Genomic DNA, 25,355 nt, shown 5'->3' with positions numbered 1-25,355 from the left:
GAGGAAATCAGCCTAGAAAAATACAATTATTAATTATTTTTTAGAAAATTTATAAATGGAATTATAAAATAGCTTTGAAGTATAAATGGCCTTCATCCCTTATTGTAAGAGGATTTACAAAATTTCAGATTACGAAATATACTGTTTCCGAAATAATTAACGGACAATTTAAAATAGTTTTTTTAAAAAAAGTGATGAAATAATTTTGAAATAATAGTATAATAACTAACACAGATAATTTAAACAACAATATGAATTATCTGTCAAAAAACAAAGAGATTACTAGGGAGGGTCAATTAATGAATTGGAAGAGATGGTCTTTACTTCTAACGCTCGTATTTGCCATGGGTATCTTTCTTGCAGCATGTGGCGGAGATGATACAACAGGCGGCGACAGCGGAGATGATGCAGCTCAAGAGGAAGGTAATGGTGGAGATGAGGGAGACAGCGGTGAAAGCAGCGGGGATGCAGCACTAGCTGAAGATCAAACATTTAATGTAAACATCAAAACAGAACCGCCTTCATTACATCCAGGGAAAGCATCTGATACAACTTCAAGTGCAGTGCTTGACCAAATTTTTGAAGGGTTAACACGTATTAACCAAGATGGCGAGCCAGAGGAAGCAATGGCTTCTGATATCCAAATTTCAGATGATCAAAAAACATATACATTCACAATTCGCGATGGTGCAAAATGGTCAAATGGTGACCCGGTTACTGCGCAGGATTTTGAATATGCATGGAAATGGGTACTTAATCCAGATAACGCTGATACAGATTATGCTTATCAATTATATCCAATTAAAGGTGCACAAGCTGCTAAAGAAGAAGGCGGATCTTTGGATGACGTTGGAATCAAAGCAGAAGATGACCAAACATTGGTTGTTGAACTGAATCAGCCAACACCATACTTTTTACAATTAACAGCGTTCCATACTTACTATCCGGTAAACAAAAACGTTGTTGACGGCAAAGATGAGTGGGCGGTAGATGTTACGGATGATTATGTAACAAATGGACCATTCACAATCGAGTCATGGGAACATAAGAGTCAAATCGTATTAAATAAGTATGCTGATTACTGGGATGCAGAAAATGTAAGCCTTGAAACGATCAATATGTACATGATTGAGGATGAAGCAACTGAATTAAAAATGTATGAGAATGGTGAGTTGGATTGGGCGGGTTCACCGACTGGATCAATTCCATTGGCTGCAATTCCTTCACTAAAAGAAGATAATTCACTAAACATCTCACCTAAAGCGGGTGTTTACTACTATTCATTTAATACAGAAGTTGAACCTTTTAACAATGTTAATATCCGTAAGGCATTTGCTTTAGCGATTAATCGTCAAGGTATTGTAGATAACATTACAAAAGGCGAACAAACACCGGCGATGGCATTAGTGCCAACTTCTATCTTTGAAGAAAATGAAGAAGGCTATTTCAAAGATAATGATGTCGAGAAAGCAAAAGAATACTTGGAAAAAGGTAAGGAAGAACTCGGGATTGATGAATTACCAGTAGTTAAAGTAACGTATAACACAGATGAAGGCCATGCTGCTATTGCACAGGCAGTTCAAGATATGTGGAGAGAAAACCTTGGTGTTGAGGTAGAGTTGAACAATGAAGAGTGGAACGTTTTCCTTGACACAATGAGTGAAGGTAACTATCAAGTTGGTCGTATGGGATGGATCGCAGACTTTAATGACGCAATCAACTTCCTAGAAATCTTCCAAACTGTAGGTGGAAATAACTACACGAACTGGGAGAGTGAAGAGTACTCTGACTTGCTAGAAAAATCAAGAACAGAAACAGACCCAGCTGCACGTAGAGAAATTTTACGCGAAGCTGAGCAACTCTTTATGGATGAGTTACCACTTGCACCAATTTATTTCTACACCAACTTATGGTTAAATAAAGATTATGTAAAAGATATTGAAGTTTCTCCAATGGGAAGTTTTAACCTAAAATGGGGTTATATTGCAGAACACTAAAATGAATGAATAAGAATCATCCATATGCAACTGAATATAAGGTATATAGACTGTCTATATACCTTATATTGTTGCTCATATTCAATGAGCTAACATGATAAATGAGGGAAACATCAAGAAATACATATTTACGTACCTAATTAGGAAAGCGGTTTCATTAAACGATGAAGATGTCATATTTTCTGTTTAATGCTAGACCAATAGAAAAATCATGTGAAATTATTGCAAAGGGGTGATTGAATTCACTCCTTTTTTATGGAGAACAAAATATGGAGGTGTATTTTTTGGCTAGATACCTGCTAAAACGGTTAGGTTATATTGTTGTTTCATTATTTTTCATTGTAACAATTACGTTTTTTCTGATGCAGGCTGCACCGGGTGGGCCATTCGCATCGGAAAGAAAATTACCACCGGAAATTGAAGAGCAAATGAATGAAGCATATGGTTTAAATGATCCATTGTATCAGCAATATTTTGATTATCTTGTCAACACAGTTCAATTCGACTTTGGTCCGTCATTTAAATATGTTGGACAAGAAGTTACAGATATTATCAGCAGGAGTTTTCCGTATTCGCTTATATTAGGTGCCGAAGCAATTTTTCTTGCTGTATCAATCGGCGTACTGCTTGGGGTAATAGCCGCCCTGAGACATAATAAATTTGGGGACTATGCGGCAATGGTTATAGCTGTCCTAGGTATATCGGTCCCAAGCTTTATTATGGCTACCATTTTACAGTATGTTTTTGCGATTAAATTACAGGCATTGCCAGTTGCAAGGTTTGAATCGTTTGCCCATACGATCTTGCCAGCGGTTGCCCTAGCTACAACACCATTAGCTTTTATAGCCCGGTTAATGCGCTCAAGTATGCTTGAAGTATTGAATGCGGACTATATTAAAACCGCAAAATCAAAGGGATTAGGGAAACGGATTGTAACGTATAAACATGCGCTTCGTAATGCGATTTTGCCAGTTGTTTCTTATCTAGGCCCGTTAGTCGCGGCAATCCTTACAGGGAGTTTTGTCATTGAGAAGATCTTTGGTATTCCAGGATTAGGCAATGAATTCGTTGTTAGTGTCACGAATCGTGATTATACCGTAATTATGGGGACGACAGTATTTTTTAGTATTCTTTTGCTTGTTTCTATATTAATTGTCGATCTAATTTATGGCTTGGTTGACCCTCGGATTAAAGTGGCCGGGAAGGGAGGCAAATAAGTCATGCAACAATTGCAAGTTAAAGATAGTGACTTTGAACAAATAGAAAGAAAACAGGAAGATGCTGAACGAATTGCCGGTGAAAGTACGTCATTTGGGAAGGATGCTTGGCGACGCTTCAAGAAGAACAAATTAGCTTTTGCTGGGATTTTCGTAATTGTGCTGCTTGGAATTTTGTCATTTGCTGGTGGTCCGATTTCGGGGGAAAACTATTATGAAAATGACTTGATGAGAGCTAATCAATCTCCATCAGCTGAGCATTGGTTCGGTACCGATAATTTAGGTAGAGACGTATTTGCCAGAACGTGGTATGGCGCAAAGATTTCATTGTTTATCGGCTTGATGGCTGCCTTTATTGATCTCGTTATCGGAGTTATTTGGGGATCGGTTTCTGGATTTTTTGGTGGAAAAATAGATGAATATATGATGCGTATCGCTGATATTTTATATGGTGTACCATATTTACTAGTCGTTATATTGCTTATGGTAATCATGCCACAAGGGCTCTGGACGTTGATTATTGCTATGACTATCACTGGTTGGATTAATATGGCACGGATTGTCAGGGGGCAGGTTATGCAGTTGCGTTCCGAAGAATATGTCTTAGCTTCCCAATCGCTTGGGGCAAGTAGTACACGTATATTATTTCGGCACCTTGTCCCAAATACGATGGGTCCAATCCTGGTTACGTTAACACTTACGATTCCAAATGCTATTTTTACGGAAGCATTTCTAAGTTATTTAGGTCTTGGTGTACCAGCACCGCTTGCCAGTTGGGGAACAATGTCATCAGATGCGTTACCTGCACTTGAATATTACCCATACCAGTTGTTTTTCCCAGCATTTTTCATCTGTTTAACCATGCTCGCCTTTAACATTATTGGTGATGCGATGAGAGATGCATTGGATCCAAAAGAACGCAAGTAAGGAGGGAGAGAGGTTAAATGGATAAAATTTTGCAAGTAAATGATTTATCAGTATCATTTGACACATATGGAAGTGAAGTAAAAGCTGTTCGTGGAGTAACGTTTGAACTGGATGAGCAGGAAACATTGGCAATTGTTGGTGAATCTGGTTCAGGGAAAAGTGTTACCGCACAATCTATTATGCGGTTAGTCCCAATGCCGCCTGGTAAGTTTGCAAGTGGATCGATTGAATTTAACGGGGAAAATTTGATTGATAAATCCGAAAAGCAAATGGAAAGTATCCGTGGCAAGGATATTAGTATGATATTTCAAGATCCAATGACATCCTTAAATCCAACGATGACAGTGGGGAAACAGATTGCAGAAGGGCTAATAAAGCATCAAAATATGTCAAAAAAAGAGGCATTTCATCGGGGAGTGGAATTATTAAAGCTTGTCGGGATTCCAAATCCGGAAGCACGCATTAAACAGTATCCCCATCAATTTTCTGGTGGGATGCGGCAACGTGCGATGATCGCCATTGCGTTAGCTTGTAATCCAAAAGTATTAATTGCTGACGAACCAACAACAGCATTGGACGTGACGATTCAGGCTCAAATTCTCGATCTGATGCGTGATCTTCAGGATAAAACGGGAACAGCAATTATCTTAATTACCCATGATCTGGGTGTCGTAGCAAATGCGGCACATCGGGTTGCGGTCATGTATGGTGGAAAAATTGTTGAACAAGGGACCGTTGATGAAATTTTTTATAACCCGAAGCACCCGTATACATGGGGATTATTAGGTTCCATGCCAAAACTAGATGGTGGCGAAGAGGAGTTACATGCGATTCCGGGCTCACCGCCTGATTTAGCTGATCCACCAAAAGGCTGCCCATTTGCAACGCGTTGCCCATATGCAATGAAAGTGTGTGAGAATCATATGCCTGCATATACGGAGCTATCCAATACACAAAAAACAGCATGCTGGTTATTGGATGAACGAGCACCGGAAGTAGACCGTCCAGATTCAGCAATGATAGGGGGTTCAACCGTTCATGAGTAAAGAGAAATTACTCGAAATTAAAAATCTAAAAAAACACTTCAAAATAGATCGCAATAATTACTTAAAAGCTGTTGATGATATTAGTTTTGATATATACAAAGGTGAAACATTCGGATTAGTTGGAGAGTCTGGCTGTGGAAAGTCTACTGCTGGGCGGACAATCTTACGGTTATATGAAGCAACGGAAGGTTCGGTTGACTTTTACGGAGAAAATGTCCACGGAAAAAAGTCTAAAAAGGAATTAAAGAAGTTTAATCGGAGCATGCAGATGATTTTCCAGGATCCGTATGCCTCATTAAACCCGAGAATGACCGTAAAGGATATTATTGCCGAGGGAATGGACATTCATGGATTAGTTAGAAACAAGCAAGAGCGTTTGGCTAGGGTCAATGAACTACTGGCAACGGTAGGACTTAACAGTGATCACGGGAATCGTTATCCACACGAGTTCAGTGGTGGGCAACGGCAGCGGATTGGGATTGCTCGTGCATTGGCAGTTGACCCGGATTTCATTGTGGCCGATGAACCGATTTCGGCACTCGATGTATCGATCCAGGCCCAAGTTGTAAATTTACTCAAAAATTTACAACGGGAACGCGGACTAACATATCTGTTTATTGCCCATGATTTATCAATGGTTAAACATATTAGTGATCGTGTCGGCGTTATGTATTTAGGAAGTATGGCTGAGGTCGCTTCAAGTGATGATTTATATGCTGAGCCATTACATCCGTACACACAGGCATTATTAAGTGCGATTCCAATTTCTGATCCAGAGGTGGAGCGGTCAAGGGAAAGGATTGTAATTGAGGGGGATGTTCCAAGTCCAATAAATCCTCCAAGTGGCTGCCGTTTTCGCACAAGATGTCCATTTGCAATGGATGTATGTGCAAAAGTTGTTCCGGAATTTCAGGAATATAAAAAAGATCACTGGGTTTCTTGCCATTTATATGATGATAGATATAATGATGAGAATAAAATGAAGCAGAATTGATTATATGGACTCATTAGTTCATAGCTAGTGAGTCTTTCATACGTTATTTTATGGGCACAAAAACATTATTTTATGCTAAAGCTAGTGTAAAAAACAAAAAAATTGAATAAATAGGAAGAAAAAATGTGAAAAAAAGCTTGTTAAGAATCAGAAAATAATTTATACTTTAAAAAATGGTAATTATATTACAGGAATGTTACGTATTGATTGAAAGTATAGTAATAATATAGTATAAGTTTTTGCAATCTTGGTATTTTTACATAAAGGGGGAGAAGAGCAGTTGGTACAAAATCAGCAAGAAAACGACCTGCTCAATATTAAGAACTTACATACAGGATTTATAATTGATGGTGAGTTACATAATGCAATAGTAGATGTGAACTTTGATGTTAAACCAAAAGAAGTTGTTTGTGTTGTTGGAGAGTCCGGATGTGGAAAGAGTGTTATGTCGTTATCGATTATGCAACTGCTCCCAAAACTGAACTCCAAAATATCAGCCGGTGAAATTATGTTTAATGGGGAAGACTTAACAAAAAAGTCAGACAAGGAAATGAATCAAGTGCGCGGTAAGGATATCGCGATGATTTTCCAAGAACCAATGACGGCTTTAAATCCGGTATTTACGATTGGATCACAATTGCAAGAAGTGTTGTTTAACCATTTGGATCTAACGAAAAAAGAAGCACGAGAAAAAGCGGTCGTTTTAATGAAACAGGTGGGAATATCTCGACCAGAGAAGATTATTGATGAATATCCACATCAACTATCTGGTGGGATGAGACAGCGCGTTATGATTGCCATGGCTATTGCGCTACACCCGAAACTGTTAATTGCTGATGAACCAACGACAGCATTGGACGTAACTGTACAGGCGCAAATTTTAGAACTACTAAAAGACATCCAGGACAAAGAGGATATGGCCATCATGCTAATCACACATGACTTAGGTGTTGTTGCAGAAATGGCTGATCGCGTAATTGTCATGTATGCCGGTCAAGTTGTTGAAACGTCAAATGTCGTGGAATTATTTACAAAACCGAAACATCCATATACCGAAGCATTGTTAAACAGTATTCCGAAAATGGATCAAGAAGAAGAGACATTGAATACGATTGATGGGGTTGTTCCCTCACTAGAAAATATGCCGCAAGTTGGCTGTAGGTTTGCTGATCGGTGTCCAAAGGCTTTTGGTGATTGTACGAAGGTTACACCACAGCTTTCCGAAGTGGCTGATGGACAATATGCAAGATGCCTCCTTTACGATGCATGCTATCCAGATAAACCGTCAAGCGAGAAGGAGGAAGTTAAGCTATGAGTCAGCAGGTAACAACAGACACGAAGAAAAAGGATTTAGTAAGTAAGGATGTATTGTTAGATGTCAAAAATCTAAAAAAATACTATCCCGTACATGCAGGGTTTTTTAAACGTAAAGTTGGAGATGTGAAGGCTGTTGATGATATTTCACTTACACTGAGGAAAGGTGAAACGTTCGGTCTTGTAGGGGAATCAGGTTGTGGAAAGTCAACGGCAGGCAGAACCATTCTTCGTTTAACGGAATCGACCGAGGGAGAAATTATTTTTGACGGCGAGGATATCACGGATTTACGTGGATCAGCATTACGAAAGGCACGACAAGATTTCCAAATGGTCTTTCAGGATCCTTATGCATCGCTTAACCCAAAAATGATGGTCGGTCACTTGGTGGATGAACCACTTCGTAACTATACGAACAAATCACATAAGGAATTAAAAACCGAGGTAAAAACATTACTAAAACGAGTGGGCCTTCGCGAAGAGGATTATTATAAATATCCACATGAATTTTCCGGTGGACAAAGACAGCGAATTGGAATCGCTCGGTCATTGGCCTTAAATCCAAAATTAATTGTTGCTGATGAACCGGTAAGTGCGCTTGATGTGTCGATCCAATCACAGGTTCTTAACTTGTTGAAAGAGCTGCAAGATGAGTTTGATTTAACCTATTTGTTTATTGCCCATGACTTAAGTGTTGTGAAACATATGAGTGATCGTATTGGTGTCATGTACCTTGGGCATTTGGTTGAAGTCGGTGATAAAGAGGCGATTTATAAAGAACCATTGCACCCATACACACAAGCGTTAACATCAGCAATTCCAGAACCAAATCCATTAATAAAAAAAGAACGGATTATTTTAGAAGGGGATGTACCAAGTCCGCAGAACCCGCCGAGTGGATGTGTGTTTCATACTAGATGTCCAGTTGCAATGCCGAAATGCAAGGAAATTGTACCTCAATTAAAGGAGGTGAGGCCTAATCAACAGGTCGCATGTCTTTTGTACGAGGATGAGTAATTAATAATTTAAAGGGGGAATAATTGTTGAAAAAGAAATTTTGGTTTTTACTGACGTTAGTATTTGCACTATCGATGGTACTGGCTGCTTGTGCGGATAGTACATCAAGTGATGGAGACGGAGAAAAAGAAGGAGATTCTGATAGTGGCGAAAAAACAGAAGCAGATGCAGGTGAGCCTAAAAAAGGTGGCAATGTAACATTTGCTTTCACACAACCATTCAAGGGGTTACTGGAAAGAGGCTTTTACGAAGGTGAAGACGATGACCTTATCCTTAATTTTATGACAGATAGTTTGGTTGATACAAATGATGAATTAGAACCAGAACCTGGAATGGCAGATTATGAAGTAGACAAAGAAAATAATACCGTAACATTTACGATAAAGGACGGAATTAAGTGGCATGATGGGGAACCATTAGTCGCTGAGGATATGGCATATGCTTACGAAGTTATCGCACACCCAGATTATGAAGCTTCACGCTATGCGAATGTGTCGATGATTGAAGGCGCTGAGGCGTATCATAATGGGGAAGCGGACAGCATTTCTGGTATTGAGGTTGTTGATGATAAAACACTCGTTCTTACATTAACAGATATTGCTCCTAACACAATGTCTAATCTATGGAGCTATCCAATGCCGAAACACTATTATGAAGGTATAGCAGTTAAAGACTTGCCTGATTCTGATGAAGTTCGTAAAAACCCAATCGGTACAGGTCCATTTAAAGTGAAAAATATTGTGCCTGGTGAAATGGTTGAATTAGAAAAATTCGCTGATTACTGGCAAGGTGAGCCATACTTGGATGGTGTTGTCTACAAAGTAATTGATGCTTCACTTGCGTCAGGTGCACTAGAAAATGGTGAAGTAGATATTATGCAAGCCCCAAGTAGCCAATATGAAGAAGTTACAGCACTTGACAATGTCAATATATTTGAAGAAGCATCATTAGGTTTCAATTACATTGGCTTTAAGTTCGGTCATTGGGATAAAGAAGAGAAAAAGAACATTATGGATAATGAGAAGTTCCAAAACAAAAAATTACGTCAAGCAATGGCCTATGCAATTGACCGTCAAGGTATTTTAGATTCCTTCTCAAATGGGTTAGGTGAATTAATCGAAGCTCCAATGCCTCCTGTAAGTTGGGCAAAAGCGGATGAGTCAGAGTTGACTACTTATGATTACGATCCAGAAAAGGCGAAGGAATTACTAAAAGAAGCTGGCTATGTTGATACAAATGATGACGGATTTGTTGAAGATCCAGATGGAAATGAATTTACGGTCAACTTTGATTCTATGTCTGGTTCCGATATCTCTGAACCACGTGCACAATATGTTATCCAAAACTGGCAGGATATTGGTATTAACGCAAAAATCAATGGTGGATTAAAAGAATTTAATTTGTTCTACGATGTAGTTGAAAATGATGATCCATCAGTTGAAACTTTCATGGGTGCTTGGGGACTTGCTGATGACCCAGATCCAACAGGCTTGTGGAAAGAAGATGACTTATGGAACTATGCTCGTTGGGTAAACGAAGAGTCTGATAAATTAATTGAAGAAGGACTTAGTGATAAAGCATTTGATAGAGAATATCGTAAACAAGTATATGTTGATTGGCAAAAACTTGTGAATGAAGAATTGCCAAATATCTTCCTATACGCACCAGTAGATGTATATGCAGCAAATAAACGTTTGCAAAATGTTCATACAAACTCGTTTACATCACAAGTTGATACACACTTATGGTGGGTAACAGACGCTGATGAAGCTGAATAAGACACACTATACTTCTAAATAAGGGGAAAATAATATGCTCGTTTACACATTACGCAGAATCGCTATCATGATCCCCATTATTTTCCTTGTCTCTGTAGTGGTATTCTTCCTGGCAAATATGATGCCAGGAGATGCCCTATCAGGGAAAATCGATCCGTTAAATGCAAATCCACAATATATTGCGGAAATGCGCGAAAAATTAGGATTAAATGATCCAATTTATGAACAGTATTTAAGATGGATTGGTGGATTTTTACAAGGAGATTTTGGACAATCATTCGTGCATAAAATGCCCGTTTCAGAGTTAATCTTATCACGATTACCTAATACAATTCTATTAGCTGTTATAGCGATGGTCATTACATACATAGTAGCCTTTTTGATGGGAAAATATGCAGGGCGTCGTCCTAATACAGCTGGTGATTACAGTGTTCAAGTCATTAATTATCTAGCACTTGCAATGCCTAGTTTTGTGGCAGCTTTATTGTTTATTTACTTTGTATCGTTTCAATTGGGTTGGCTGCCTGCAACGGGAAGTATCGGAGCGGGAGTTGCACCTGGTTCCTGGGAATACATTCTAAGTAAAGTTGAGCACGCGATATTACCTTCTTTATGCTTGGGATTATTACCTATTGCCAGCTATACACAATTTTTGCGGAATGACATGATTGAAAGTTCACAAAAAGACTATGTACGTACAGCACGTGCAAAAGGTACACCAGAGAGAAAAATTTATAATAAACATATTTTGCGGAACTCGGTAATACCAATTGTGACACTTCTTGGCTTTGATTTAGCTGGTATTATTGGAGGATCTGTCATTATTGAAACTATTTTCACGTATCCTGGAGTAGGACAACTTTTTGTTGATTCGATTAATAACCGTGACTTTACTGTAGTTATGGCTATAACGTTGCTACTTACGATAATGACACTTATCGGAAATTTGATAGCCGATATATTGTATGCCCTAGTAGATCCAAGAATAAGGTTAGACTAATGGAGGAGGGATAGCATATGGAACCAGCAACAAATCAACCATCAGAGAAACCGCGCCCTCCAAAGTTAGAAACTGAGAAGAAACCCATAAAAAAAAGTCTATCACAATGGGGGATTGCACGTAAGAAGCTTTTACATAATATCCCAGCGATGATAAGTCTAGTATTTCTTTTTCTTGTAACAGTATTGTCACTTTCTGCATCGTTTTTAACAGATATCGATCCAAGTCGGATTAACCCGAGATTAATTGAAGCAGAACCGTCTGCAGAGCATTGGTTGGGTGCTGATGGGGCAGGTAGAGATATTGTTACAATGTTACTTTATGGTGGGCGAACATCTTTGATGATCGGTTTTTCTTGTACAGCGATCATTGTTTTGATTGCTACGTTAATTGGGACAATATCCGGATTTTACGGCGGTAAAGTGGATGCTATTTTAATGCGTTTTACCGATTTTATGATGAACTTTCCATTTTTAATTTTTGTTATTGTACTTCAAGCAATCTTTATGGACAGTGGTGTATTAGCTTTAATTTTGGTAATTAGTTTTCTTAGTTGGACAGGTGCTGCAAGGGTTATTCGTAGTAAAGTTATGTCTGAGAAAGAAAATGAATATATTTTGAGCGCAATATCAATTGGTACGAGACCATCCAAGGTTATATTGAAGCACTTATTACCGAATGTTATGTCGACTGTAATTGTGCAAGCTACTTTACTGCTTGCCGCAATGATTGTAGCGGAAACAGGGTTAAGTTACCTAGGATTTGGTGTTCCGGTTGGTACACCAAGTTGGGGGAATATGCTTCAAGCCGCACGTGACCCTGGTACACTTAGTGGTATGTGGTGGATTTGGATACCACCAGGTTTAGCCATCACATTCACCATTCTATCCATTAACTTTATTGGCGAAGGATTAAAGGATGCATTTAATCCAAAGTCAACAAAATAATAGAATACGAGATGAATAGATTAAAAATGCTTGTCCATGTAAAGTGGACAAGCATTTTTTAATTTTTCCTATGGAGTAGCGCCCCTCGCAGCTCGAAGTTAACTCGGTGGATGTTTTGCTTATCGTTATCCGGGATCCTACCTACCGAAAGCTAGAACATCAGCCCGAAAGCAGAAACATCGGCGCGAGCGCGGAAACATCAGCCCGAAAGCAGAAACATCGGCGCGAGAGCGGAAACATCGGCGCGAGAGCGGAAACATCGGCGTGAGAGCAGAAACATCGGCGCGAGAGCGGAAACATCGGCCCGAGAGCGGAAACATCGGCCCGAGAGCGGAAACATCGGCCCGAGAGCAGAAACATCGGCGCGAGAGCGGAAACATCGGCGCGAGCCCGTGTATCAAAGCAAAGCGTTTTTTCTGTAACGGCAGTCCAATCTTCAATTCAATTTACGTCACATTTTTGATCAATTACGAAATTAAAAAGCAGCAAATATTATGAAAAGTGCCTTAAATACAGCCTTTTTATAGGTAAATTTAACTAGTTTTGTAAAAATACAAGGCCTTTTGTCACAAATCTATTACATTTGTAATACTTTCTAGTAGATTTGGTAATGCTTGTAATAGACTCTTAAATGATCTGTAACTGCACTGCCTATTTTGCTGTGATAGGATAGGCAATGTCAGAATTTGAAGGAGGGACTTTCCCATGAAGAAATTAGTAGCAGCACTTGCTACAAGTGTCGTGATTGCTGGCGCAGCTGCAACGAATGTTTCAGCAGAAGAATACAACGTCCAAAAAGGAGACAGCCTTTGGGACATCGCAAATGAATATAACACTACCGTTGATGATTTAGTTGAAATAAATGAATTGAAATCTACTGTAATACATCCGAAGCAAAAGCTATTTATCAATGAAACATATAATGTTGAAAAAGGCGATACACTTGTCGGAATCAGCAAAGACTTCGATGTAACAGTAGACGATATAAAGAAATGGAACGATTTAGAGTCTGATCTGATCGTTATCGGTCAAGAACTAGAAATCAAAGGTGTTAACATCGTTCAAGAAGAACAATCAGAAAAGCAATCAAATGATACAAAATCAACAAAAACAAACAAGCAATCAAACGAAGGTACAAAAGAAAACACGAAACAAGCAGCGTCTAAGAAAGATAATTCACCAGAAGGAAAAACAGTTACCGTATCTGCAACGGCCTACACAGCTGACTGTGAAGGATGTTCTGGTATAACATCAACAGGAATCGATTTAAAAGCTAATCCAAATGCAAAAGTGATTGCAGTTGATCCAAGTGTTATTCCGTTAGGCTCAGAAGTTTATGTAGAAGGCTATGGTTATGCAACTGCAGCAGATGTTGGTAGTGCAATTAAGGGTCATAAAATTGATGTTTATGTACCAAGTAAAAGCGAAGCCAATCAATGGGGCGTTCGTTCAGTTGATGTAACAATAATCAAATAGATATAAACGAATCTTCGACAAATGTACGGGAAAGCGTCTATATATAGATGCTTTCCCGTTTATCTTTTTTAGTCAAACCTAAAATTCATGATTGTATTGTGGTATTTGTCTGATTAGGCTCAATTGTATCATCAGATTTTGAAATGGTTTGGGTATATCCAACTATACTAAACCCAAGAATCAAAACAAAAAATAGTGCAATTAACAGTTTTTTCATCGTATGTTTCCCTCACTTTTTAATCTACATTTAGTATAATGAAAAATACACAATTTAACCATTGATTTTTGTGACATTTTTAAGGTAAATCTTACAAAAATGAAAGCTGCCTACCAATCGGTTTTAACGCTTTGTAACATTTTCGTATGACGAACCAATAGAACCGCATAATACAAATGAGGATACGTTTACTTTATGTCATTAAACAAAATCAACCATCTATGGTAAACTTATATAAGTACTACTTGGTTTTGAACCGCTTACATATGAAGGAGGAGCTACAGATGACTAGTAAAGCATTAAATACCTTTTTAAATGAAAATATTGCTGACTTAAAAGAACGTGGTCTATATAATGAAATTGATCCTGTTGAGGGGGCAAATGGGCCAGTCATAACAATCAATGAAAAAAAGTTAATTAACCTTTCGTCTAATAACTATTTGGGACTTGCAACGGATGATCGCTTGAAAAAAGTTGCCAAAGAAGCAGTGGATTCACATGGCGTTGGTGCGGGTGCCGTTCGAACGATTAATGGAACGCTCGATCTTCACCTTGAATTAGAAAAGAAATTAGCTGAATTTAAAGGGACAGAAGCTGCTATCTCTCTTCAATCAGGATTTAATTGTAATATGGCGGCAATTTCTGCGGTTATGGATAAAAATGATGCGATCCTTTCTGATGAGTTAAATCACGCATCGATTATTGATGGTTGCCGTTTATCGAAGGCTAAAATCATCCGGGTTAATCACTCCGATATGGATGACCTTCGTCAAAAGGCGAAAGAGGCCGTTGAATCTGGACAATACAATAAAATTATGGTTATTACAGATGGTGTATTTTCCATGGACGGGGATATTGCTAACCTTCCGGGAATTGTTGAAGTTGCGGAAGAGTTTGATCTAATCACCTATGTCGATGATGCACATGGATCAGGTGTATTAGGAAAAGGTGCCGGTACAGTAAAGCATTTCGGCTTGCAGGATAAAATTGATTTCCAAATGGGGACACTTTCCAAAGCAATCGGTGTTATTGGTGGATATGTTGCAGGTAAAGCAAATTTGATTGATTGGTTAAAAGTTCGCTCACGTCCATTTTTATTTTCGACAGCCGTTACACCTGCTGATGCAGCTGCAGCGACGAAAGCAATTGAATTGTTAATGGAAAGCACCGAATTAAATGAAAAGCTTTGGGAAAACAGTAACTACTTAAAAGAAGGCTTGAAAAAATTAGGATTTGACATCGGCCATAGTGAAACGCCGATTACGCCATGTATTATTGGTGATGAAAAGGATACCCAAAAATTTAGTAAAAAACTTAATGAAGCTGGTGTTTATGCAAAATCAATTGTCTTTCCAACTGTCCCAAGAGGAACTGGACGAGTGCGCAACATGCCGACCGCAGCACATACAAAAGAAATGCTTGATGATGCACTAGCTATTTATGAAAAAGTTGGTAAGGAAATGGGTCTTATCTAAATTAATTGTTCCAAAAATCCCAAAGCGTCAAGTTCAACGATTAACATTTGGTGATTTTTGACAACCTTTTAAAGCTAAATCGATCGAATCAGATAGATGAGGAGTAAAATGGAATGAAGAAGATTTTAGTCACCGGTGCTCTTGGACAAATTGGTTCAGAGCTTGTTACAAAACTTCGAGAGACTTATGGCACAGCAAATGTAATTGGAACAGATATAAAAGAAATGGCAGGAAATACAGGTCCGTTTGAAATTGTCGATGTGACGGATGCTGACCGATTATTTTCGATTGCTAAGGAGCATAACGTCGATACAATTATGCATTTGGCTGCTCTATTATCAGCCAAAGCGGAAGAGATCCCTAAAAAGGCTTGGGATTTAAATATGGGTGGTCTTGTAAATGCATTAGAGGTAGCACGTGAGCTTGATCTCAAGTTTTTCACTCCTAGTTCAATTGGTGCATTTGGCCCGACAACACCAAAAAATAATACACCACAGGAGACGATTCAACGCCCTACAACGATGTATGGTGTTAACAAAGTGGCGGGTGAGTTGCTTTGTGACTATTACTATTATCGCTATGGTGTGGATACGAGAGGTGTTCGTTACCCTGGCTTGATTTCTTACGTCACTCCACCGGGTGGCGGGACAACTGATTATGCTGTGGAAATTTATTATGAAGCGATTAAACATAAAACATATACATCCTACATTGCTGAAAACACGTACATGGATATGATGTATATGCCGGATGCATTGAACGCGATCATCCAGTTGATGGAGGCAGATCCAAGCAAACTAAAGCATCGCAATGCGTTTAATATTTCTGCTATTTCTGCTGCACCGGAAGATTTTGCAAAGGCGATTAAGAAGCATATTCCGGAGTTTTCGCTTCAATATGATGTGGATCCAGGACGCCAGAAAATAGCGGAGAGCTGGCCAAACAGTATTGACTCATCAGCAGCAACAGAAGAATGGGGTTTTAAAGCAGCATATGACATTGATGCGATGACCAAGGATATGCTGGAAAAACTATCGGTAACAAAATAATGGAAAGGCCTTCCTGACTCAGGAGGGTCTTGTTTTTTGGTCGGGAGAATCGGTGTATCAACCGGACCGGAATCCCGCGGACAGTAAAAAATACCTCCCCACCACAGGGAGGTATTTACATTAGTACATTGCCGCTATTTCTTTTTGCAATTTCTGATCCTGTACATACTCATCATAGCTCATTTCTTTATCAATAATGCCATTCGGAGTAATTTCGATTAAGCGATTGGCAATACTTTGAATGAATTGATGGTCATGGGATGTAAAGAGAATCGATCCTTTAAATTTAATCAATCCATTGTTTAACGCAGTAATCGATTCTAAGTCAAGGTGGTTTGTTGGTTCATCCAATAGCAATACGTTGGCATGACTTAACATCATTTTAGATAACATGCAGCGAACCTTTTCTCCACCGGATAATACGCTTGCTTTTTTCAATGCTTCTTCACCGGAAAACAGCATTCTGCCCAAAAATCCGCGTAAGAAAGTTTCCGTTTCGTCTTCTGGTGAATATTGACGCAACCAATCTACTAATGGTAGGTCATTGTTTTCGAAGTACTCCGAGTTATCTTTTGGAAAATACGATTGGGAAGTAGTGACGCCCCATTTGTATGTTCCAGCATCAGGTTCCATTTCTCCCATAAGAATTTTAAATAGTGTTGTTTTGGCAATATCATCTTTGCCGACAAATGCTACTTTATCATCTTTATTGATGGTAAAGCTGACATTATCCAATACCTTTTGATCGCCAACCGTTTTTGTCAGACCTTCGACACGAAGTAAATCATTCCCAATCTCGCGGTCCGGTGTAAAGGCAATATAAGGGTATTTTCGTGATGATGGTTTAATATCGTCTAGTGTAATGCTATCTAACAGCTTTTTACGTGACGTTGCTTGCTTCGACTTTGAAGCATTGGCACTAAACCTGGCGATGAACGCCTGTAATTCTTTGATTTTTTCTTCCTTTTTCTTATTGGCTTCTTGTGCCATTTGTGTAGCAAGCTGACTTGATTCATACCAAAAATCGTAATTACCGATATAAATTTGGATTTTTCCATAGTCCACATCTGCAATATGTGTACACACTTTATTTAAAAAGTGTCTGTCATGGGAAACAACGATGACAGTATTTTCAAAGTTAATTAGAAATTCTTCTAACCACTGAATTGCTTGAATATCCAATCCGTTTGTTGGCTCATCGAGTAATAAAATATCCGGGTTGCCAAAAAGGGCTTGGGCAAGAAGGACTTTCACCTTTTGGTCTCCAGCCAAATCAGCCATTTTCATTGTATGAAGCGGCTCATCAATTCCTAGACCTTTTAGCAGTACGGCTGCATCTGACTCCGCTTCCCAACCATTCATTTCTGCAAATTCGCCTTCAAGCTCAGCAGCACGCATGCCATCTTCTTCGGAAAAGTCCGCTTTCATGTAAATAGCGTCTTTTTCTTGCTTTACTTTATATAAACGTTCATGTCCCATCAAAACAGTATCTAAAACTTGATAATCTTCATAAGCGAAATGGTCCTGCTTTAAAACAGCCATCCGTTCTCCTGGAGATAGGGAGACATTTCCGGACTGGGCTTCCACCTCACCAGATAAAACTTTTAAAAATGTTGATTTCCCTGCACCATTTGCGCCGATCATGCCATAGCAATTTCCATGCGTGAATTTTAAATTAACGTCTTCAAATAATTTCTTATCTCCATATCGTAAACTGACATTTGTAACAGTTATCATGTAATATGTTCCTCCAAAAAAATAGTAATCAAGGCTAGCTTACGGGAATTATAGGGTTTCGTCAATCTAAATCATGCATATAATGAAGAAATTATATGTAAACTCATTTTAGAACATTGAATGAAATGGGGGTCAAGGATCTACTTATTTCTTTATTGCCTGGGCTTCAGAAGAAATTTACAAAAATAACTTGTGAATGATGCGTTTTTTCGATAAAGTTTTTAGTGTAGTGTTTATTTTCGCTTATTTATTGAAAAGGACTATATTTTTTTAAGAAAATATGTAACAATTAATCAACACTACATTTTCTAGCTTTAGCGATCAGCTATCCTTGTTAAACTAAGTTAACGGAGGAGAACAATATGGGAGAAAGAACGATTTATTTTCTCTTTACGGATACAGGTACTTATTTAGCCCGTGCAATTAATTATTGCACGAAGCAATCATTGAATCATGTATCCATTTCGTTTGATCATGATTTACGAGAAGTATATAGCTTCGGGAGAAAACGACCTAGAAATCCCTTTATCGGTGGATTTGTCAGAGAAGATATTCGCAGTGATTTTCTTAAAGATTCAAGTTGTGCCATATATGCATATCAGCTGTCTGCGAGCGATTGCGAAAAGATAGAGCAGAAAATAAAGGAAATTGAGGCACAAAAGAATAACTATAAGTATAATTTTCTTGGGTTAATTGGGGTTTTGCTAAGAATTGAAATTGAACGGGAAAATGCCTTATTCTGCTCACAATTTGTTGCAACGGTTTTACGAGAAACGGAGGCTTTTCAAGTAACAAAACCACCTTGTTTCGTCACACCAGCAGATATCCGAAATCATGTTGGTCTACAATTAATATACCAAGGGAAACTAGGGGATTATCAGCAGTGTATGCAAGCAACCGAGCGCAAATTAATTAAAGGAGAACAATCGTTAACAAAGCAATCATTTATCTATTTACTTTCTGAAAAAGTTAAACGTTTTGTCATCCGGTAGAAGAACCATTCACCGCGTTGTGAATGGTTCTTTTCTTATGGGTGTTTTGATAAAGGAATGCGTTCTTGCTTACGGGCCGATGTTCTGTCTTACGGGCTGATGTTCTAGCTGACGGGCTGATGTTCTTGCTTACGGGCTGATGTTTTGTCTTATGGGCTGATGTTCTAGCTTACGGGCTGATGTTTTGTCTTACGGGCCGATGTCTTCCCCTTGGTGCCAAGTAACTTCGATTCAAAAGATGCTGGGAGCAGTTGTAAGTCTATGCAAGCGTAAAAATAGTGAGCGTGATCAAAGCACACTCACTGTTTTCTGTTAATAAAACTTAGCTAATTCAATTCCCAATGTTTTATAGGGGACTTTAATTTTAAATGCTAAATCATTAGCACCTAAATCAAACCGCTCGATACTTACATGAAAATTACTTTTAATATCCATTTCATTAACCGCTACATAGATCTCTTCATCTTTTGGATTGACTGTTACCCATTCTGGCATTGGTAAGTATTTTTTCATGTACTCCATTATCTTCTGGTTTGGCAGCTCCAATAAGCCGATGGAGATTGACTTCTGTTTTAAGGTGACATTTCCATTATCCTGGATGATTGGCTCCAGGTGAACGGACAGTGGAACAGTAGTCGAAAACACAGGCAGTTCGCCAATTAAATGCACATCATCTTCAAGTGAAATCCTGTAGTTGTGCTCTGAGTCATTTAGCAGTTTATCGATATAGGCATTAACTAATTCATTGAGATTTTCTTTCGTTGTACGTACGACAAATTCAGAGCTTTCTTGTGTGGCCTCCGTTTTTGAGTCAGGCACTGCTGTTTCGGAGACGGGCCAGAAGATGAAGAGGGCCAACAAACCGATAATGATCACATTCAGTGTAAGTAAGCTATAAAATAATCGTCTCCATTTATTTTTTGGTGGTTTATTTGTTTTTCTTTCCGTCATAATAAATAGTTCACCCTTCTATAAGGTATTCCAGCACTCGCTTTGCCATTAGTTTATAGCCGTGCGTGTTTGGATGAAAATTGTCTTCAGCAAACAAGTCAACATCACTATTGGCGAATAGATCTATTGTCGGTATAAACGTAACATTTTCATACTCCTTTGCAACATTTTTACCGGTTGTGTTCCAATCTTTAACGATAGTGCTAAGTTCTTTGATCTCCGGAAAGTATTTTGCAAATGGGTTATAAAATCCCAATAAATAAACATTAGCATCAGGATTTAATTCTGTTACTTTGTCAAAAATCGTAGTTAGCCGATGTTTATAATTATCCCGCTCTTGGGCAAAATCTTTGTATGACAAATTACTGAAGTTCTCCTTCAATACTTTCATAATATCATTTGCCCCAATTGTAATAGCAATTATATCTGCTTGCTTGATGGAGGTGGCAATTTCCGGTTTGTCGAGGCGTTTTAGTAATTGATCCGAACGATTGCCACGCTTGCCGTAATTCTCGAACTCTACCAATTGATTGTTTTTATTAAGGCTTTTATTTAAGATTCCCACATAACCACCATCACCTGTTGTATCACCAACACCTTGTGTCAGGGAATCACCAATTGCCACAAAATGCGTTTCTTTATTTTTGAAGTAGCCGATTGTGCTTTTAACGGTATCCTCAACAAACGTTTTTAGTTGTCCTGAAACATTTTTACTTTCAGGTTCTTCTTTCTCATCTTGATCTTGTTCTACAGTAGCCTCATCGTTCTTTTCTGGAGAGCCTTCTTGTTTTGAAGATGTTGGTTTGCTGGTTGTATCGTTTGAAGGTGTTTCGGTTCCGGTAAATATAAAAAGGGCGGCAATGCCAAGTAAAAATAAAATAATGAAGCCAATCGTAATCTTTCGTTGCATGTCGATCACACCTATGCTGAGTTATCGTTATTATATATGAAGGTTTTTCTTATCTATGAATTCACAATTTTATTCTTTCAATATTATATGCTTACCCATTTTCATAGGCAAGTATATCATGTAATTTGATTTCAATTTCTTTACATTTCTATTAATAATGTATGCGGATGGTACTAGCGGTGGTGCGTGACGGGGGATAAAGCAAAAAGAGGCTAAACAACATTTCTGCTGTTTAGCCAGATTGTATCATTGTGCTTATTGGATGGCTATCGCTGTTTCATTGGTTTTCAAGCTGCTCTTATGCTGTTTCCAAATTTGACAGAAGTCTTCAAGCACCGCACTCGCAGTAGGAAGTGAGCCAGCGCCTGGTCCTGTTAATGTTAATGGACCAACAATATCCGTTTCCATGTAAATGGCATTGTTAACACCCTCAATTGCATACAGCGGATGGCTCTCGGATATTGCAATAGGTTCGATTTTAGCATGTATGCTGTTATTTACCAGCTTGATTTCAGCAACATGTTTTATGCGTTGATTGGTTCGTGCTTGCTGTCTATGCATTTCTGGCGTAATGTCTGCAATACCTGTTCGTTTGACAGCTTTCCATGTTGGTTGTTTATCGAAAATAAGCTCGCTCAGGATCATGAGTTTATAAAATGCATCGTACCCCTCAATATCATTTGTTGGATCGGATTCTGCATAACCTGCATTTTGTGCTTGCCTTAGAGCATTTGGAAAAGAGGTACCCGATTCCCTCATTTCCGTTAAAATATAATTTGAAGTTCCATTTAGGATCGCCTGTACGCTTTGGATATGATTGATGTTAAGCAATTGTTGGATCGTTTGGATGATCGGTATTCCACCAGCTGTTGTAGCTTCAAACCCAATTTTTACGTGATGGGTTGCTGCAAGGTTCTTTAGTTCCTTTCCATGCGTTGCAAACATTACCTTGTTGGCTGTAATCACGTGTTTACCAGTTTTTATACATTGTGTTAAATAGGTGTGCGCCGGTTCTCTGCCAACAATTGCTTCAAACACAACATCAATGTTTGGATCTGTGATAACTGCATTAATATCTGTTGTAACGTGGATATCCTGAGCGATTTCCTTATGCTTTTTCAGATGTTCGATTACGATAGTAACTACTTGAACAGGAGTACCCACAATTTGTTGCAAACGCTGCTGCTGTTTTTGAATCGTTTCGTAAACACCACGGCCGACTGTACCGAAGCCAAGGATTGCAACTGACAATGTTTTCATGAATGTTTACCTCCTGTTCTCGTAATTGTTCTGTTAGACCTCAACAGTTTCTTGTACTGTCGCATTTCCTCGTAAGCGGACAAATTCATCGTAAGGATTTAACCTAGTGATGACCTTGATGCCAGCAGCCTTGGCATTTTCTACTGTTTGATCAGATACGTCCGGATTCTCAACCCAAAGTATTTTCCCTTGTTTGTTGATGAATTGCTCAATTGTACCTGATGGTAATGTACCTTCAACCAACCAGACGGCATCAACGTCAAATGGAACATCGCTAAGCTGCGCATACGCCTTTTCCTGACTGTTTGTTTGTTCTTGGTTGGAAATCGGGACAATTTGAAAGCCTAATTGTTTTAGTTTAGTAGCATTTTTATTTAGATTGTTCGTTTCATTGCCGATTACCGCAATGACTTTCTTTCTGATATTCCCTGCCTCACGGGCAAAAGGGGAAGAAAGCAGCCATTTTACAGCATCTTCGTTTGTTTCACTGAATAAGGCTTTGTGATCGGTTGCTTTAGCAATTGCCTGATCCAGGTCAACTAAAATATCATGTACCCGCTCAATACCAATGGAGAGACGTACAAGCTCCTCTGTAACACCACTCTGTTGTAAATCTGCTGGGCTTAATTGCTGGTGTGTCGTTGAAGCCGGATGGATAATTAATGATTTGGCATCGCCAACGTTTGCTACATGGGACCAGATTGTAATGCCGTCAATCAATTTTCTTCCTGCCTCACGCCCACCTTTGATACCAAATGTAATAATCGAGCCGAACCCGTTTTGTAAATATTTTTTGGCTAATTGATGTGATGGGTGACTGGCTAGACCAGGGTAATTAACCCATTCAACAGCCGGATGGTCTTGTAAATATGTCGCAACTTCTTCGGCATTTTTATTGTGGCGTTCCACGCGTAAGTGCAATGTTTCAAGCCCTTGTAATAGTAAAAATGCATTCTGTGGGCTTAGGCATGCACCAATATCGCGTAAGAGCTGTACCCGTAATTTTGTTGCAAAGGCTGCGGGACCGATGTCAGCGTAGCGAATACCGTGATAGCTTTCATCTGGTTCGGTAAACCCTGGGAATTTCTCATTATCCCAATTGAACCGCCCGCCATCAACAACGATTCCGCCAATGGTTGTTCCGTGTCCGCCAATCCATTTCGTTGCAGAATGTACAACAATATCAGCACCCCAGGTTATTGGCCGGGTAATATATGGTGTTGCGAATGTGTTGTCAACAATTAAGGGAATATCGTTTTCGTGCGCAATCTCTGCTACGGCCTTAACATCAAGTACGTTAAGGCTTGGATTTGTGATTATTTCTCCAAAAATCGCCTTTGTTTTCGTTGTAATTGCACCGCGGATTTCTTCAAGATCAGTACCATCGACGAATTTTACCGTGATCCCGTAGCGGGGCAATGTTGTTGCAAACAGGTTATAGGTTCCACCGTACAAATTGCTGTCAGCAACAATCTCATCACCTGAACCAGCCAGATTTAAAATTGCCAACGTAATCGCAGACATTCCAGATGATACACCAACAGCGGCTACACCGTCTTCAAGCTGTGCCAAACGCTGTTCAAAGACATCGACAGTAGGATTACCGATTCGTGTGTAAATGTTGCCTGGTTCCTGCAGGGCAAATAAATTTTGGGCATGCTCTGTGTCGCGGAAGACGTATGATGTTGTTTGGTAAATTGGTACTGCACGTGAACCGGTTGTTGGATCTGGTTCCTGCCCCCCATGAAGTAATACGGTTTCTTGATCGTGAAAATGAAAGTTTGCCATAAATAATTCCTCCTTATGAATGTGGTGAAAACGAACGGTCAAATTGGATGGGAGAGGAGGGGATATAAAAAGCCCTCTTCCTAAGAAGAGGGCGTATCGTTTACGGTTCCTCCCCTTATCTTCCAGATCATGATTGACCTGTAGGATGTAGCACCTTTCACAGCTAGCGTACTAGCCTGATGGTTGCCGGGCTTCACAGGGCCTATTCCCTCCACCGCTCTTGATAAGAGATTAAAATATTTGAAAATTTAATTTAACAAGAATTATATACTGATTTCGTATGTTCGTCAACACCTTTTTTTAGAAAAGTTTAAACTCTTGCCGGTACTTACTTAACTAGAAGCCCGCTTTTGTACTTTTTTAACAGGTCGGCGCTGAGCGGAGCCCATGTAAATAATGAGGGCAATCCAAATTAACGAGAATGATAGCAAATGTGCCGTTGAAAATGTTTCATGGTAGAGAAAGACACCAAGGATCAACATGATGGTTGGTGCAATATACTGCAAAAAGCCAACCATGGATAAAGGAATTTGCTTTGCCCCACTTGCAAATAATAAAAGCGGGACAGCTGTTGCAACACCCGCACCAATTAATAAAAGTGATGTACTAGTAAAAATGTTATTAAAAGCAAATGCACCATTCGGTATTGCTAGTAAATAAATAAGTGCAATTGGAGTTACAATTAATGTTTCAATTGCTAAGCCGAACATGGCACTGATATCAACTGTTTTTTTCAGCAATCCATACAGGCCAAAACTTACTGCCAGTAGTAACGATACCCAGGGAAAAACGCCATAGCTGACAGTAAGGTTAATGACACCGATCCCAGCGATAACAAACGATAATAACTGTTTTCGCGTTAACCGCTCCTTTAAAACAATGATTCCCAGCAAAATACTGACAAGTGGGTTAATGTAATACCCTAAGCTTGCCTGGATAACATGATCATTATTTACCGCCCAAATATAAGTTAACCAGTTGATACTGATGACAATGGAGGCAAATGTGATGCCCAATAATTTCTTTTTGTCTTTTAAAATCACTTTACACTCTGCAATGAATCCAGAACTTTTCCGCAAAAGTAAAATAACAACGACCATAAAAAGGAATGACCAGACAATTCGATGTGCAAGGATTTCGCCAGCAGGGACAGTTTTTACTAGCTTCCAATAAATTGGTAAGAATCCCCAAAGCAAATAAGCGAAAGCGGTGTAGATAATCCCCATTTTCTCTTCTGAACGATTCATATTGTACTCCCCCAAT

The 25,355-nt window shown here is 39.0% G+C and carries 22 protein-coding genes and 1 riboswitch; of the genes, 16 read left to right on the top strand and 6 right to left on the bottom strand.

Features of this window, described 5'->3' with window-relative positions; genetic code table 11:
• The first annotated feature begins 299 nt into the window (after positions 1 to 299).
• The 15 genes from ACW2QC_RS11280 to ACW2QC_RS11210 all read left to right on the top strand — a co-directional run bounded on the left by ACW2QC_RS11280 (position 300) and on the right by ACW2QC_RS11210 (position 16,454).
• A complete protein-coding gene (locus ACW2QC_RS11280) occupies positions 300 to 1,997 on the top strand; it encodes a peptide ABC transporter substrate-binding protein (RefSeq protein WP_457544076.1) in 1,698 nt (565 codons plus the stop codon).
• Positions 1,998 to 2,281: 284 nt separating this feature from the next.
• The gene (locus tag ACW2QC_RS11275) at positions 2,282 to 3,214 is read left to right on the top strand and encodes an ABC transporter permease (protein ID WP_457544075.1); all 933 of its coding nucleotides are present in this window, start codon (positions 2,282 to 2,284) and stop codon (positions 3,212 to 3,214) included.
• A 3-nt stretch (positions 3,215 to 3,217) separates the two neighbouring features.
• Positions 3,218 to 4,141 (top strand): ABC transporter permease, encoded by a 924-nt coding sequence (locus ACW2QC_RS11270; RefSeq protein WP_457544074.1) that lies wholly within the window; start codon positions 3,218 to 3,220, stop codon positions 4,139 to 4,141.
• A gap of 17 nt (positions 4,142 to 4,158) precedes the next feature.
• Positions 4,159 to 5,187, top strand: a complete 1,029-nt coding sequence (locus ACW2QC_RS11265) for an ABC transporter ATP-binding protein (RefSeq protein WP_457544073.1) — start codon at positions 4,159 to 4,161, stop codon at positions 5,185 to 5,187.
• A complete protein-coding gene (locus tag ACW2QC_RS11260; RefSeq protein ID WP_457544072.1) occupies positions 5,180 to 6,181 on the top strand; it encodes an ABC transporter ATP-binding protein in 1,002 nt (333 codons plus the stop codon). Before ACW2QC_RS11265 ends, ACW2QC_RS11260 begins: the two co-directional genes overlap by 8 nt.
• Positions 6,182 to 6,461: 280 nt before the next feature.
• Positions 6,462 to 7,496, top strand: coding sequence for an ABC transporter ATP-binding protein (locus ACW2QC_RS11255; RefSeq protein WP_457544071.1), 1,035 nt, complete (start codon positions 6,462 to 6,464; stop codon positions 7,494 to 7,496).
• Complete coding sequence (locus tag ACW2QC_RS11250) at positions 7,493 to 8,512, top strand: ABC transporter ATP-binding protein (protein ID WP_457544070.1); 1,020 nt, start codon at positions 7,493 to 7,495, stop codon at positions 8,510 to 8,512. The genes ACW2QC_RS11255 and ACW2QC_RS11250 overlap by 4 nt, the downstream gene beginning before the upstream one ends.
• 26 nt (positions 8,513 to 8,538) lie before the next feature.
• On the top strand, positions 8,539 to 10,290 hold the full coding sequence (gene opp4A / locus ACW2QC_RS11245; protein WP_457544069.1) for an oligopeptide ABC transporter substrate-binding protein: 1,752 nt from the start codon (positions 8,539 to 8,541) through the stop codon (positions 10,288 to 10,290).
• Positions 10,291 to 10,324: 34 nt separating this feature from the next.
• Positions 10,325 to 11,290 (top strand): oligopeptide ABC transporter permease, encoded by a 966-nt coding sequence (opp4B, locus tag ACW2QC_RS11240; RefSeq protein ID WP_457544068.1) that lies wholly within the window; start codon positions 10,325 to 10,327, stop codon positions 11,288 to 11,290.
• A gap of 17 nt (positions 11,291 to 11,307) precedes the next feature.
• Entirely contained in the window at positions 11,308 to 12,237 is a 930-nt protein-coding gene (opp4C, locus tag ACW2QC_RS11235; RefSeq protein ID WP_457544067.1) for an oligopeptide ABC transporter permease, read from the top strand.
• Between the two features lie 106 nt (positions 12,238 to 12,343).
• Positions 12,344 to 12,505 carry a hypothetical protein gene (locus ACW2QC_RS11230; protein WP_457544066.1) on the top strand — a complete coding sequence of 54 codons (162 nt, stop codon included), beginning with the start codon at positions 12,344 to 12,346 and terminating at the stop codon, positions 12,503 to 12,505.
• Entirely contained in the window at positions 12,502 to 12,735 is a 234-nt protein-coding gene (locus ACW2QC_RS11225; protein ID WP_457544065.1) for a hypothetical protein, read from the top strand. The genes ACW2QC_RS11230 and ACW2QC_RS11225 overlap by 4 nt, the downstream gene beginning before the upstream one ends.
• Before the next feature lie 207 nt (positions 12,736 to 12,942).
• A complete protein-coding gene (locus ACW2QC_RS11220; RefSeq protein ID WP_457544064.1) occupies positions 12,943 to 13,713 on the top strand; it encodes a LysM peptidoglycan-binding domain-containing protein in 771 nt (256 codons plus the stop codon).
• A gap of 501 nt (positions 13,714 to 14,214) precedes the next feature.
• A complete protein-coding gene (locus ACW2QC_RS11215; protein ID WP_457544063.1) occupies positions 14,215 to 15,405 on the top strand; it encodes a glycine C-acetyltransferase in 1,191 nt (396 codons plus the stop codon).
• A 113-nt stretch (positions 15,406 to 15,518) separates the two neighbouring features.
• Entirely contained in the window at positions 15,519 to 16,454 is a 936-nt protein-coding gene (locus ACW2QC_RS11210) for an L-threonine 3-dehydrogenase (RefSeq protein WP_457544062.1), read from the top strand.
• Positions 16,455 to 16,574: 120 nt separating this feature from the next.
• On the opposite strand, the gene ACW2QC_RS11205 is transcribed toward ACW2QC_RS11210, so the two are convergent.
• Positions 16,575 to 18,191: an ABC-F family ATP-binding cassette domain-containing protein gene (locus tag ACW2QC_RS11205; protein WP_457544061.1), complete on the bottom strand. Its 1,617-nt coding sequence runs from the start codon at positions 18,189 to 18,191 to the stop codon at positions 16,575 to 16,577.
• A gap of 362 nt (positions 18,192 to 18,553) precedes the next feature.
• Between ACW2QC_RS11205 and ACW2QC_RS11200 the strand changes: the two genes are divergently transcribed.
• Positions 18,554 to 19,183 (top strand): hypothetical protein, encoded by a 630-nt coding sequence (locus ACW2QC_RS11200; RefSeq protein ID WP_457544060.1) that lies wholly within the window; start codon positions 18,554 to 18,556, stop codon positions 19,181 to 19,183.
• A 312-nt stretch (positions 19,184 to 19,495) separates the two neighbouring features.
• Here ACW2QC_RS11200 and ACW2QC_RS11195 read toward each other — a convergent pair whose 3' ends face one another.
• The 5 genes from ACW2QC_RS11195 to rarD form a co-directional block, all read right to left on the bottom strand.
• On the bottom strand, positions 19,496 to 20,134 hold the full coding sequence (locus ACW2QC_RS11195; protein ID WP_457544059.1) for a YpmS family protein: 639 nt from the start codon (positions 20,132 to 20,134) through the stop codon (positions 19,496 to 19,498).
• Positions 20,135 to 20,144: 10 nt separating this feature from the next.
• Entirely contained in the window at positions 20,145 to 21,044 is a 900-nt protein-coding gene (locus ACW2QC_RS11190) for an SGNH/GDSL hydrolase family protein (RefSeq protein ID WP_457544058.1), read from the bottom strand.
• A 255-nt stretch (positions 21,045 to 21,299) separates the two neighbouring features.
• Positions 21,300 to 22,304, bottom strand: coding sequence for a homoserine dehydrogenase (locus ACW2QC_RS11185; RefSeq protein WP_457544057.1), 1,005 nt, complete (start codon positions 22,302 to 22,304; stop codon positions 21,300 to 21,302).
• Between the two features lie 33 nt (positions 22,305 to 22,337).
• The gene (locus ACW2QC_RS11180) at positions 22,338 to 24,092 is read right to left on the bottom strand and encodes an aminotransferase class I/II-fold pyridoxal phosphate-dependent enzyme (protein ID WP_457544056.1); all 1,755 of its coding nucleotides are present in this window, start codon (positions 24,090 to 24,092) and stop codon (positions 22,338 to 22,340) included.
• Positions 24,093 to 24,204: 112 nt separating this feature from the next.
• Positions 24,205 to 24,322, bottom strand: a riboswitch (SAM riboswitch).
• A 102-nt stretch (positions 24,323 to 24,424) separates the two neighbouring features.
• On the bottom strand, positions 24,425 to 25,339 hold the full coding sequence (rarD, locus tag ACW2QC_RS11175) for an EamA family transporter RarD (RefSeq protein WP_457544055.1): 915 nt from the start codon (positions 25,337 to 25,339) through the stop codon (positions 24,425 to 24,427).
• Positions 25,340 to 25,355 lie beyond the last annotated feature (16 nt).

The organism is Virgibacillus sp. FSP13 (assembly GCF_054048505.1).
The sequence above is the reverse complement of the archived record's forward strand: the minus strand, read 5'-3'. Positions and strand labels throughout refer to the sequence as shown.